At 44.3% G+C, this 12,369-nt stretch carries 13 protein-coding genes; 10 read left to right on the forward strand and 3 right to left on the reverse strand.

Annotated elements, in window-relative coordinates; all coding sequences use genetic code 11:
* Positions 1-64 precede the first annotated feature (64 nt).
* From ASV53_RS18350 to ASV53_RS18375, 6 genes are all read left to right on the forward strand, one after another.
* A complete protein-coding gene (locus tag ASV53_RS18350; protein ID WP_141226273.1) occupies positions 65-316 on the forward strand; it encodes a hypothetical protein in 252 nt (83 codons plus the stop codon).
* A gap of 168 nt (positions 317-484) precedes the next feature.
* Entirely contained in the window at positions 485-835 is a 351-nt protein-coding gene (locus ASV53_RS18355; protein ID WP_062692047.1) for a hypothetical protein, read from the forward strand.
* Positions 836-1,145: 310 nt separating this feature from the next.
* Positions 1,146-1,586 (forward strand): hypothetical protein, encoded by a 441-nt coding sequence (locus ASV53_RS18360; RefSeq protein WP_062692045.1) that lies wholly within the window; start codon positions 1,146-1,148, stop codon positions 1,584-1,586.
* Between the two features lie 37 nt (positions 1,587-1,623).
* A complete protein-coding gene (locus ASV53_RS18365; protein WP_094958157.1) occupies positions 1,624-2,157 on the forward strand; it encodes a GNAT family N-acetyltransferase in 534 nt (177 codons plus the stop codon).
* 97 nt (positions 2,158-2,254) lie between these two features.
* Complete coding sequence (locus ASV53_RS18370; RefSeq protein WP_094958158.1) at positions 2,255-3,061, forward strand: efflux RND transporter periplasmic adaptor subunit; 807 nt, start codon at positions 2,255-2,257, stop codon at positions 3,059-3,061.
* 10 nt (positions 3,062-3,071) lie between these two features.
* Entirely contained in the window at positions 3,072-6,098 is a 3,027-nt protein-coding gene (locus ASV53_RS18375; protein WP_094958159.1) for an efflux RND transporter permease subunit, read from the forward strand.
* 122 nt (positions 6,099-6,220) lie between these two features.
* On the opposite strand, the gene ASV53_RS18380 is transcribed toward ASV53_RS18375, so the two are convergent.
* Complete coding sequence (locus ASV53_RS18380; protein WP_239928849.1) at positions 6,221-7,513, reverse strand: sensor histidine kinase; 1,293 nt, start codon at positions 7,511-7,513, stop codon at positions 6,221-6,223.
* Positions 7,500-8,189: a response regulator transcription factor gene (locus tag ASV53_RS18385; RefSeq protein ID WP_094958161.1), complete on the reverse strand. Its 690-nt coding sequence runs from the start codon at positions 8,187-8,189 to the stop codon at positions 7,500-7,502. Before ASV53_RS18385 ends, ASV53_RS18380 begins: the two co-directional genes overlap by 14 nt.
* A 260-nt stretch (positions 8,190-8,449) precedes the next feature.
* On the opposite strand from ASV53_RS18385, the gene mog reads away from it, so the two are divergent.
* Both mog and ASV53_RS18395 read left to right on the forward strand, forming a co-directional pair.
* Entirely contained in the window at positions 8,450-8,983 is a 534-nt protein-coding gene (mog, locus tag ASV53_RS18390) for a molybdopterin adenylyltransferase (protein ID WP_094958162.1), read from the forward strand.
* Positions 8,984-9,278: 295 nt separating this feature from the next.
* Positions 9,279-9,557, forward strand: coding sequence for a hypothetical protein (locus ASV53_RS18395; RefSeq protein WP_094958163.1), 279 nt, complete (start codon positions 9,279-9,281; stop codon positions 9,555-9,557).
* Positions 9,558-9,725: 168 nt separating this feature from the next.
* On the opposite strand, the gene ASV53_RS18400 is transcribed toward ASV53_RS18395, so the two are convergent.
* Positions 9,726-10,601, reverse strand: a complete 876-nt coding sequence (locus tag ASV53_RS18400; RefSeq protein WP_094958164.1) for a LysR family transcriptional regulator — start codon at positions 10,599-10,601, stop codon at positions 9,726-9,728.
* A gap of 146 nt (positions 10,602-10,747) precedes the next feature.
* Between ASV53_RS18400 and ASV53_RS18405 the strand changes: the two genes are divergently transcribed.
* Positions 10,748-11,062: a putative quinol monooxygenase gene (locus ASV53_RS18405; RefSeq protein ID WP_094958165.1), complete on the forward strand. Its 315-nt coding sequence runs from the start codon at positions 10,748-10,750 to the stop codon at positions 11,060-11,062.
* Positions 11,059-12,045: a Gfo/Idh/MocA family protein gene (locus ASV53_RS18410; RefSeq protein ID WP_094958166.1), complete on the forward strand. Its 987-nt coding sequence runs from the start codon at positions 11,059-11,061 to the stop codon at positions 12,043-12,045. Before ASV53_RS18405 ends, ASV53_RS18410 begins: the two co-directional genes overlap by 4 nt.
* Positions 12,046-12,369: the final 324 nt, after the last annotated feature.

Raw genomic sequence — 12,369 nt, forward strand, 5'->3', positions numbered from 1 at the left:
TCCCAAGAACGGTAAAACCAAGACCTCAACGATATGCCAAAAATAAGAAAGCCGCTCACCTTAAGTGAACGGCATTACTGGTGCAGGGGAGTTTCTTTCAGCAGGGGGAGACGTATCGTATGACATGCAATCGTACTACATCAAAGGTAAGAAGATCATCTATTCTCACGGCTCATTTGGTCAGTCGACATTTAGTGATTTAGAGACCGGTATAACGGTTACATTCTTGCAAGATTGGTCAACAAATACAGACTCAGACAAGCTAGTGGTAATGCTTGAACGTGCGACCGAAGTAATTGAAAAATTACGTAAATAATTAACTATATAGGAATTTATTCCGCTCGGTTGTGACAGTTAACGCCACTCGTTTAACGATGAGTGGCGCATTTGATCGTGTGAAGCCATGGGCACCGTGTTTATTTGATCGCATGTTATGACGGTTTAAGTATAAAATAGCCGCATCAGTTAAAAAGGTTATTAAACAATGCAACAAGATCATTTTGTCGAGCTAGTAAAAGAATTAAGCCAAAAAGAAAACTTACCACAAGTATTAGAAGCGCTAAAAGCGGTTGAAGATCAAGAAGTCGCTGACGCAGCTGTTTCTCTTACTGGCCAATTTAGCCTTGCTGAAATTGAAGGCGAGAAGCGTATTTACCACGTATTCACTGAAGCGAATGACGACGGTGAAGAGCAAGAATACGCAGAGTGGGTCATGAACGAAGATGATGACGTTATGGTTTTCGTTGCTTGGTTCTTCTACGCAATGTTTGAAATGAAGCAAAAAGACACTTACCAAGCGGCGGGTCGTACTTACCAGCAGCCAAAGCGTCGTTAATACCGTCACAGTGTGATGGGCATATTTCCTCCTTGTATTGTGCTTTTTCGTTTTTCATTGCGAAGATACAGCCATGATACTCGGAGGTAATTTCCCTTTTCTTGTTATTCCTCGTGTAAACCCTTGTCACATCCCCACTTTTTTTGATCTCCCTGTACTTTCTGAACATTGAATAATGCAGCTTTCATTTTTCCCTATTACTATGATATTTCTCAGCATAGCGTGATGGATTATCAAGTGCTCCTTACCGCGCTGCTTATAAAATACCTCTTGCGCATTAAATAGAGACTGTGACGTATAGGAGAAAGGGATGTCGAGCCATAAACAACGTCAGCTGCTGCAGCTTTTTTATCGTGAATCGGAACGTGTCCGTTTGCTTGATGTTGACCAACTGCCAGCCATGAATAGTAGCGAAATGGCTGACTTTCATCTGTGGTTAGAAAGTAAACGTGATTTTTCTATAGCCGATACCGAGTGTCGTCACTGGATAAAAACATGTTCAGCCGGCCATGTGACAGAACTGCAACTTCACCCCAACGGAACATTAGATGAATTTACTCTATTTCGTCGTGAACAGGCGAAAGGTGTGTGGTGTTTAGATGATGGCGTCATTCATGTAGAACTGCATACTGCTCAACATGTCTATCGATACAGCATATACGCAAATCGTGCCGCTAATATTCACTCCGCAGTTGAATATAGAGATGATTCTTTGCATGCTTACCTGAAATTGGCACAAGTTCGCGGCTAAGCGTTCGATTACATAAATAAATGAGTAGGAGCAGTGAATGTTTACAAAAAAAGTGGATGACGAGTTAGAACTGGTATTGGTTCATCCTGCTCTAGCAATGAAATATGCCACCGTAGTAGAAGCTAACCGAGATTATTTATCGCAATGGATGGCATGGGCACCTTATGTTAAAACTGAAGATGATTTCAAAGCCTTTGTGAAAAACTCCTTGCTGGATTACGCCAATGGTAAAAGCATGGTATGTGCAATTGAATATCAAGGGGTTTTAGTCGGTAATATTGCTTTTAATACTATAAAGCCTGAATTGAAAATGGTCGAAATAGGTTATTGGCTCGATGCGCGTTATCAAGGCCGTGGCATCATGACGCGTTGCTGTCAGGCGATGATCGATATTGCCTTTAATCACCTGAAAGTAGAGAAAGTGCAGATTTCAGCGGCGAAAGATAACTATTCGAGCCGAGGCGTGTGTGAGCGTTTAAGCATGAACCTTGAGGGCGTGATCACCAATAAAGAAGTGGTGAGTGGCCGCATCCTTGATCATGCGGTCTATGGTCTGCATAAACCAAAATAACCCAGACAGTACTATGACGATCTTTGTATAGTACTTCGACATTAATTCTACATACTGCGGCTTACTGTATTGCTATACCTATAAGAGGAATACAGTGATGCCTAAGCAGACTCTCTTCGCGTTGGCGGTTGCCAGCGTGACATTATTGACCACTACACCCAGCCTCGCCCTTGAACTGATCGGACAATTTCAAGCCAAAGAACACGTTAACCTTGTCGCCCAAGTGCCCGGTGTGATTGAAGATTTACGTGCAGAATCGGGCGACCCCGTGACGCGCCAAGCGGTATTAGTACGTATTCACCAGCAAGATTTCCAACTCGATTTAAGTAAGCAGCAAGCCAACTTAGCTTTGGCTCAGGCTGATCTTGAATTGAAAAAAGCCCTCTATCAGCGTTACCAAACACTGATTAAAAAAAACAGCCTCTCTCAGAACGAACTTGATTTGGCCCACGCAGATTTTCAAGCCGCAAAAGCGACCGCCTTGCTGGCAAAAATCAGTGTTGAGCAGGCGCAATTATCGCTAGCGCGTACAGCGATCCAAAGTCCGATTACGGGGTATGTCACCCAGCAGCTGGTGGATGTCGGGTCGTGGGTTGATGAAGGCACCGCCTTGTATCGCCTTGCGTCTATTGATCGTCTGATTGTTCGTTTATATGCCAGTGAACATGAATTAAGCGAACTTCAAGTGGGTCAGTCGATGCGAGTTTGGTCTGAGTCGGTACAAGACCGCCAAGTCATCGGCAAGATTGCCCGGATTGGGGTAGAGCTAGACAGTGAAGCCATGGCGTACCCGATTGAAATTGATATCCCTAACCCTCAGCGTTTGTTTAAACCGGGTATGTCGGTGTATGGCAGTACTGAGCTGGCGGTTGTTCCTGTTTCTACTGAAAAATCAGCTAAGTAAGGGATAACGCATGACTAACTTACTGCGATTTTTTGCCGAGAGGCATTTTTTAGCCCGTATTATCACTTTGATGGTGTTAGCGGTAGGGCTTGGCATTATGAGCCAAATAAGGCTGCAAGAACTACCTGATATCGCCTTCCCTGAAGTACAAATTGATACCCAATACCCAGGGGCTTCGGCACAAGATATTGAATTAAATACCACCAATAAACTCGAGAAAGAATTGCGATCTGTACAAGGGATCCGCAAGTTTGAATCGACCTCCAGTAATGGTACCTCGTCTATTCGTTTGGAGTTGGACGAAAGTACTGATCTCAATAAAGCGGTCCGCGAAATTCAACAAGCGGTCGATAGAGTCAGCGACTTGCCCAAAGACATCCCCAATCCGCCGATTGTGGTGCAAGAAAGCACTGCTTCTTTTGAAGTGTTACGTTTCGGGGTTACAGGGGGAGATAACTACGGTGAATTACGTGAATATGTGCGCGGTTTAGAAAAGCGTGTCCGCAATATTGCGGGTGTCGGCGCGGTCACCTTATCGGGTTTTCGTGAACGCGAATTCTGGATTGAAGTCGACCCTAATAAAGTACGTCGTTATCAACTGACGGTAGATGACGTAATGAGTGCGGTAAATAACCGTAACTTGTCGTTATCAGGCGGTATTGTTGAATCATGGACTAACGAACAGCGGTTAGTTGCCTTAACCCAAGTTCACAGTGTGTCAGAGCTTGAACAGCTGGTGGTGAAGGTGCTTTCAGGCGGTGGTATTGTCCGCCTCAGTGATATTGCAACAGTGATAGATACCTTTGAAAAAGGCACTGAGATTGCCACTATTAATAGCCAGTTTGGTATTTTGTTTAATGTGACCAAAGGCGCTTCTGCTGATATTAAAGGCACCGTTGATGCGGTTCGCCAACTATTGGATGCTGAAGCCACGCGATTAAACCACCAATATGATTACCCATTATCGTTGAATGTCGCTGACGACATGAGTGAAAAATTTAGCATAGTGGCAGTCAATGGCGGAGTGGGCTTAATACTGGTTTTACTGGTGCTGAGCTTACTACTTAAACGTCAGGTCGCGTTTTGGGTTGCGGTCTCTATTCCTGTTTGTGTGTTTGGCGTTATTGCTGTGTTGCCTGTGGTCGGTCAAGACCTAGACAGCATCACGCTGGCGGCATTGCTGTTGGTGATAGGTATTATTGTTGATGATTCAGTGATTGTGGCTGAAAGCATTTATCAGGAACGCGAAGCAGGGCACAGTGCAATTGACGCGGCGGTGCAGGGAACGGCAAAAGTGATGAAGCCGATTATGGCCAATTTGCTTACGACCGCTTTGGTATTCATCCCTATGTTCTTTTTGCCGGGTACACTCGGAATGGCGATTGCTGTTATTCCTGCCACCGTGTTGCTAGCTCTATCATTCTCTTTTGCGGAATGTACGGTGACCTTACCTGCGCACTTGGCTTCCTCGTTACAAAAAGAGAACCGACTGGCGTTACAGCAAGACGTTAAAGCGCACTTTTTTGATCAACCTAAAGCGTACTACCAGGCATTATTGCAACAGTGCTTACAGTGGAAGAAAACCGTAGTCATGGCATCATTGTTATTACTGGCATTCTCCATGGTGGCCGTGAGTACAATGCGGATCGATTTCTTCCCCAGCCAATCAGCAAAATATGTTGAAGTGTATACCGAAGTGAAACCGGGTCTGCCAATAGAAGCAGTAAGGGCTGCGCATGCTGAGTTTGAAGCCGCTTTAAAAGCTTTACCTCAAGATGAGCTTGTGAGCTATGAAATGACTTACGCCAGCCCTGTGAGTACTGGTCGTATTAATTTCAGTGCCTTTGAAAATCGTGATCGTTCATTAGACAGTATTGTTGAGCAGCTTAATCGCGATCTTAGCGATATTGAGTCCTTGTCTTTGGTTAAATTGACCATAGATGCTGGTGGGCCACCACCGGGTGAGCCTGTTGAAATTCGGGTGATCAGTAATGACCACGATGCGCGAGAGCAAGCCGCCGCGCAAGTAATGGCATGGTTAGCTGAGTATCCGAGCAGTGAAGGCAAAGCGGGGTTGTTCAACATTGCCACCAATGAAACCCTGAAAGACCCACAACTTCAAATTAAACCTCAGTACGAATGGTTAGCGCGGTATGGGCTGACAGTGAATGATTTAGCGACCACCTTACGTGTAGCCTTTGATGGAGACCAAGTTTCTAGCACTTGGCTGGGGGATGAAGAAGTGGATTTGCGGGTGATCATGGCAGAGAAATACCGCACTGCCGACATGTTAGCGAATACCAAAATTTACACCGCGACAGGTGAGCAAGTACCGCTGAGTCGTTTAGCCAAGGTTGAATCTGTGATGGCACCGCGTAAGATTTTACACTTTAATGGCGACCGACAATTACTGGTTACCGCGCAGTTGGCTGATGATCATTTATCGCCCGATGATATTGCGGCTGAATTACTTACAGCAGTAGCAGATCAATTACCCGCAGGCGTGAGTATCAATACTGGGGGCGAAGCGGAACAAACCAATGAAACACTCGGTGGTTTAATGGTGGCCTTCCCTGCCGCCATGCTCGGCGTGTATTTTGTGTTAGCTATTTTGTTTAACTCATTAGTGCAACCTTTACTGGTGATGGCAGTGATCCCATTTGCATTCGTCTCTGCTCTGATGGCACTTAAGTTGCATTTTCAGCCGATCTCTTTGTTCGCCATGATAGGTATTTTGGGCATGATAGGCGTGGTAGTGAATAATGCACTGGTCCTGATCAATCGTGCTAACGAATGTGAGTTCCAAGGTATGCGTCCTGATCTTGCGGTTTTGGATGCTGCAGTGAGTCGTTTACGACCTATATTGCTGACCACCCTAACAACGGTTGTGGGTCTATTGCCGTTGGCTTACGGTATTGGCGGAACGGATGTGTACATGGGGCCGATGTCACTGACACTGGGGTATGGCTTATTGCTTTCATTGCCTGTTGTGCTGATAGTGATCCCATGCTTGTACTTGGTCTTTCATCGTAAATAACGGCTAGCGAATGCTTTGCGTGATGGTCATTGAATAAAAGCTATTGCGTTAAAGCCAACCAATCAGAGTGATAAATGCAAAACAGCCAGCATTACGCTGGCTGTTTTTAATCACGGTGAGGCTTAGCTTGAAAACCGAATGGTGGCACAACAACCGTGCTGAGGATCTCCCGTTTGTTGGCGATCTTTCATGGTTAATTGCCAGCCATATTTACGACAAATATCATTGGCGATGAGTAAGCCCAAACCATACCCTTGCGCAGTATTTGACTGCTCGCCCGTTGCTTGGTTTAGTCCAAGCCCAATACCTGTATCTGTGACGGTGAGGCTTTTTTCGGTGAGTACAACCGTTATGCTGCCAGCTTCGGTATAGGTGAAAGCATTTTTAATAATATTGCCCACCAAAATTTTTACCGCCGCTTCAGGCGCCTTGATGTGAGGTTGTTGCTGCACGGAGAGTTGATACACGACAGGCTTATTCGTGAGCAGCTCTTTGTGGCTTGCGATGACTCGCTCTATCTCTACTTGCAGTAGCGGACGACTGATTGCTTGATCCTGATTTTCATCACGGGTCAGTGTTAATAGCGTCGTCACAAAATCATTCATGTCGTTAGCGGCTGTCAGCATGCGTTGACGCTGCTTTTCAACAAAACTTGGCTCGGTTGATTGGCCTAGCAGGGATAGCCCGCCCTTGATCACCATCAGAGGCGTACGGAGTTCATGGCTGGCAAAACGGTTAAAGGCGCGCTCTCGCTCCAGTACTGTTCGCACCTGTGCTTGGTGGCTGTTAAAGCTATCAACCAATACTTTGAGCTCTTGGGTCACGCCCGCTTTGGGGAGTGTCAAAGGTGATAAATCATCGGCACTGCGTTGCTCTAACTGACGTGCAAATCCACTAAGCGGTGAGGTTAAACGCTCGGTGATCCGCAATACCACATAGAGACAAGCAAGAATGAGTAGGGTCGAGATCAGAATCGACTGAATATGGGCTTCAAACATCTCAGTTTCGCTGCGTTCATAGACAGGGTCGATATTCACCCCATACACATTTTGTAAGCGGCCTCCTATGTCGAGCTGATATTTCACGATATAGAAATCGGTTGAGACTTCACCTTGTTTATACACTTCCGTTGCTCGCCCCAATTCAAGGTTATTGGGAAGGTGAATCGATGAGGGGAGATTATTGTCACCGACATAAAACGTATCGTAGGGTGGAATGGTGATCTCAGTGATATTGCCTTGGTGAAGTTTTGGGATGGCTTGTTCAAAAGATGCTGCGAGGCGATTACGGGCATTGAATTTTTCAAGGTGCGTTACGGTCGATACAAACACTGAAAGGTGAATGGCAATGATCATCACAGCAACGATGCTGAAATAGAAAAAGGTAATTTGTTTGGCGGATTTAATGCTTTTCACTGCAGGCCTCATCGCGTAACTGATAACCAAACTTTGGCACAGTGTGGATATAAGAGGAAGCAAAAGGCTTATCAATCAGGTTACGTAGTTGATAAATATGGCTGCGGAGAATATTGCCCTCAGGTTCATCATCTTTCCACAGGGCATGGCTCAGTGCTTGCTTACTGACATGCTGAGGCGCGCGCTGCATGAGTAACTGTAAGATGATGAACTGTGAAGGGTTCAGGGCGATATTTTTATCTTCACGCTGTGCACTGTGAGTTTGTAAGTTAAGCGAGAGATCGGCAAATATCAGTACGTTAGTGCTTACTTCGCCTTGTCGTCTTCTGGTTAGCGCTATAATTCTGGCTTCTAATATTTCAAGGTCAAAAGGCTTCACCAAGTAATCATCGGCACCCTTGGCAAAACCCGTCAGGGTATCTTCGCGGGTATCAAGTGCGGTCAGCATTAATATTGGCGTGTCGTTGCCCTCGGTACGTAGCTGGTGGCAAATATCCATTCCATTCATTTTCGGTAGCATGATATCGAGAATGATTAAATCGTAATAGTTAGCTTGTGCTAAGGCTAAGCCGTGCTCGCCATTACTGGCGTGATCTAAGGTAAAGCCTTTGATTTCAAAATAATCGAAAATGATACCAGCAATATCAAGGTGATCTTCAACCAGGAGTATTTTCATCAGGGTCTCGCAGTAATAGGCCGAAAGTGGGCAGGAAAGCACCGCCTATAATGACATAGCTGGTAGTGAAAAAAATGTCGAGATGAAGCGGTATATTGGAACTGTGACACGAAAAGTGGATGTGAAATAAAGGTGTAGCCGATCTTTTAAGTTGCATCTTAAATCTAACTTAACCGAATCTACCCCTTGAGCTAACGGAGCTATTTATATTAGCATTACAGTAATACAGGTGATGGCGCTAACCGCCAGAGGGATAAAAAATGACAAAAGCAAAAATCGGTATTGTAACGGTAAGTGATCGTGCAAGCGCGGGCGTGTATGAAGACATTTCAGGTCAAGCGATTATCGATACACTAAACGACTACCTCACGTCAGAGTGGGAACCGGTTTATCAAGTGATCCCTGATGAGCAAGATGTGATTGAAGCAACGCTGATTAAAATGGCAGACGAAGACAACTGTAGCCTGATTGTGACAACGGGTGGTACAGGCCCTGCTAAGCGTGACGTAACACCTGAAGCAACAGAAGCTGTGTGCGATCGCATGATGCCTGGTTTTGGTGAACTAATGCGAGCAGAGTCATTAAAGTTTGTACCAACAGCAATTTTATCGCGCCAAACCGCGGGTCTACGTGGTGATAGCCTTATCGTTAACTTGCCGGGTAAACCTAAATCAATCCGTGAATGTTTGGATGCTGTTTTCCCTGCTATCCCATACTGTATTGATCTGATGGAAGGTCCATTCTTGGAATGTGACGATGCGGTAATTAAGCCATTCCGTCCAAAGCAAAAGTAATAAAAGACTTACCTTGCTACTCATTATCATAAAATGAGCGGCAAACTGAGTACATAAGCGCTTCTCGTTGATCGAGCGGCGCTTTTTTTTAATACAGCGTGCAATTTTATCAAGGCAAATCAAAATATGATCTTGCTCTAAACTATTAAAAAACAAGGTTTTTTAAACTTGGCTTTTAAACGGTTTAGTGAGCCCGTTCATTGAGATTTTAGTCACTTTTACGTTATAACAATCGAGGACATTATCAATAATACCGAGCGTCATTAACTCGGTACTGCATTCAAGGATTTACCAAATGGACATCAAAAAAAGCTGGGGATTCATTTCATTACTTATCGGTATGGCGTCACTATTGTGGGGCGGTGTTTCACTCGGTGACATGATGGGCCAACATCAAGTTGTGAGTGACATGGGCGGATTTTTTTCAGCTGGTGGCCATGAATTTTTTGATGTAAACAGTGCCGCGCAAGTTGCTGCACAAGCGAAACAAAAAAATATGATTATTTTTATCACTGGCGTCGGGCTTTCAGTGATTGGCGCAGTCTTGATGCGTGGACAATGGCGTAACTTATAAAAGACTACGCATAATAAATCAGATAGCAAAGCATCATACTATTGTCTTCGTTTGTTCAAAGTGATGACGAAAGTTTCAACTGACACAGTTTATTCGTAACGAATAATTCATATTGGTTGTCATTGGTATCGCTATGGTGCTTGTATAGCTAAAATACCTTGCCATGCTTTACTGTAATTGCTCGATGATGAAGTCAACCAAGGTCCGATTTTTTAATGACAACTGCTTAGAGCGATACACAAGGTGGATCGGTTTAGGTTTCGGTGCATAGCCTGACAGTAACTCGGTGAGTAACCCTTGTTTGATTTCGTCTTCAACTTGAATGCTGGGTTGCAGTAAGATTCCCACTTCTTGCATTGCCGCTAATTTAAGGACATCACCGTTATTCGATATTAAGCGAGTACGCGTTTGCTTAAAGCTACTGACAGGGAAATTAAGTACCTGCTGACTCTCACCTTCATAATAGTGAAACCCTAAACAAGGGTGATCTTGCAACTCATCAATTGATGTTATTTGCCCGTGCTTCTCTAAGTAAGCAGGCGAGGCACAATACACCATGCGATACTCCCCAATAAGCCTCGCCACTAACGATGAATCAATCAGCTCACCAATACGAATAATAACGTCGGCATCGCAGCGGTAAGGATCAACGAGATTATTATCCAGCATAAGCTCAACATTCAGATCGGGGTAAGCGGCAAGAAAATCAGCCACAATAGGAGCGATCACTTTTTTACCGTAAGTGACAGGGCAGTTGATCTTCACTGTGCCTGTTGGTCGATTATTGAGGGTCTGAATAAGGTTTTCAGCATGCGTAATGTCTTCGATAATCCGGCGACATTCCTGATAATAAAGTTTACCGGCTTCGGTTAAAGACTGCTTGCGGGTCGTTCGGTGAATCAATGATGTACTTAGCGAATCTTCTAGAAAGCTGATGTGCTTTCCCACCATGGTTGGTGAAACATTAAAATGGTGAGCTGCGCTGCGAAAGTTACCCTGTTCGGCCACATAGCTGAACACTTTCATACTGGTTAACTTATCCATTAAACACTCTAGGTTGATAAACAATAAACTAAACCTGAGTTTATCAATTGATTGAGGTTAATTACATTAAAGGCTCCTACATCGAAGACTAAATTAGAGACTGCATAGAGTACTGATTTAGTCCGAGCAACAGATTGAGAACAATAATGCGCCAACCTATTTTTGTTACCGCAGAGTTAAAAATGAATGCAGATCTACTACGATCTGACGTGATCAGCGCAATTGAACAATTCTGCTTAGCGATGCAAAGTGAAGATGGTTGCTTACAAGCCATTGCAACTTATGATCAGAATAACCCTCAGCGAATCATTTTATGGGAACAATATGAGGATCGTTCTGCAATTGAAGCGCATTTTGCTATGCCCCATACCCACGCTTTTATCGCAACAGGTGTAGCTGAGTTAGTGCAAGTCTTCGAGACACAAGCTGCCGTATCTAGTCTGAAGGAGCCAGCGAAATGAAATGGGGTATTTTAGGGACCAGTTTTATCTCGGGTGTTATGGCTGATGCTATTAATGCTGATCAAGCTAGTGAACTCTATGCTGTGGCTGGGCGATCTCCCACTAATGTTGCTGCGTTTGCTAAGCAATATGGCGTTGCTCAAACCTATATGGATTTCGATGCATTACTTCAAGATGAACAGGTCGACATTGTTTATATTGCTTTGCCTAATCACCTTCATCACGAATTTACTATCAAAGCGGCAGCCCGAGGCAAAGCGATTTTGTGTGAAAAATCGCTGTCTGTTGATATGGAGAAAAGTGCACTTGCGTTGGAAGCGGTTAAGCAACATAACGTTTTCTTTGCTGAAGGCTTGATGTATTTGCATCATCCACTGAGTGCTTCTTTGCTCGATATATTAAGCAGTGGCGAGATTGGAGAATTACGCTCGGTACAAGCGTCTTATATTGCTGCTATCGCTCAATTCGTAAACCCAGAAAGTAAAGGGGCGTTATATAACCTTGGCTGCTACCCTGTGTCTCTATTGCATTTAGTCGGCAAGACAATGCTGGGCGATAATGCGTTTGCTGATCGAACCATGAATGCTGTGGGTCGCAAAGGTGATGATGGTAATGTGTGTGAATCGACACTACTGATGACGTTTGGCGAGCAACAGAGTGCCAGCATACATACCGCAGAAGATCACGGCTTAAAGCATCACTTTACCGTGCTAGGTAGCAAGGGCTGCGTCACTATGGTGTCTAATCCTTGGCTGCCAACCCGTGAGAATAAGCTTAGTGTGGAAGTGTATGAAACATCTGAGCGAGAAGTGAATCTTTCAGCGCAAGGCGATGCTTTTTCTTACCAAGTACGTCAAGTACGTGAAGCGGTTGCAGCTGGTCATAAAGTTTTGGTAAAACCTTGTGCCACACCAGAAGATTCTTACCAAATTATGCAGCTATTAACTGAGTGGGAATCTGCCGCGGTGTCATCGAACAACTAACGATTACTTATCTTATTTAAGCTGACAACAAAGCCATGTAATGACTATGGCTTTGTTGTATTAAGCGTACAATCTACCGTCTATATTTTTCTCTAAAAAGTCTTATTTCCCATATTGTATGTGAGCTGCTCAGCCATACTTTTATGGCTAAAGGTAAGTGCAATATTAAAGGCTTATTTTAGAGGGGACTTTTCAAATTCTCAGCATTATGAATGCCGTCAATTTCGTGCTACATAGTGATTTTGCCTAAAAATTAGCACATTGAACAAATTAAGTGTTTTGTTCAGACTTTAGCTTGGTTTCATGTGGAGCTAAATATAGATG

The sequence above is a fragment of the Photobacterium sanguinicancri genome (genome assembly GCF_002265265.1).
Lineage (GTDB): Bacteria > Pseudomonadota > Gammaproteobacteria > Enterobacterales > Vibrionaceae > Photobacterium > Photobacterium sanguinicancri.

Excerpts from the sequence above, each read along its gene's own strand:
- ASV53_RS18355 (WP_062692047.1), top strand. The coding sequence starts at position 485 with ATGCAACAAGATCATTTTGTCGAGCTAGTAAAAGAATTAAGCCAAAAA.
- ASV53_RS18360 (WP_062692045.1), top strand. The coding sequence starts at position 1,146 with ATGTCGAGCCATAAACAACGTCAGCTGCTGCAGCTTTTTTATCGTGAA.
- ASV53_RS18365 (WP_094958157.1), top strand. The coding sequence starts at position 1,624 with ATGTTTACAAAAAAAGTGGATGACGAGTTAGAACTGGTATTGGTTCAT.
- ASV53_RS18370 (WP_094958158.1), top strand. The coding sequence starts at position 2,255 with ATGCCTAAGCAGACTCTCTTCGCGTTGGCGGTTGCCAGCGTGACATTA.
- ASV53_RS18375 (WP_094958159.1), top strand. The coding sequence starts at position 3,072 with ATGACTAACTTACTGCGATTTTTTGCCGAGAGGCATTTTTTAGCCCGT.
- ASV53_RS18385 (WP_094958161.1), bottom strand. The coding sequence starts at position 8,189 with ATGAAAATACTCCTGGTTGAAGATCACCTTGATATTGCTGGTATCATT.
- mog (WP_094958162.1), top strand. The coding sequence starts at position 8,450 with ATGACAAAAGCAAAAATCGGTATTGTAACGGTAAGTGATCGTGCAAGC.
- ASV53_RS18395 (WP_094958163.1), top strand. The coding sequence starts at position 9,279 with ATGGACATCAAAAAAAGCTGGGGATTCATTTCATTACTTATCGGTATG.
- ASV53_RS18400 (WP_094958164.1), bottom strand. The coding sequence starts at position 10,601 with ATGGATAAGTTAACCAGTATGAAAGTGTTCAGCTATGTGGCCGAACAG.
- ASV53_RS18405 (WP_094958165.1), top strand. The coding sequence starts at position 10,748 with ATGCGCCAACCTATTTTTGTTACCGCAGAGTTAAAAATGAATGCAGAT.
- ASV53_RS18410 (WP_094958166.1), top strand. The coding sequence starts at position 11,059 with ATGAAATGGGGTATTTTAGGGACCAGTTTTATCTCGGGTGTTATGGCT.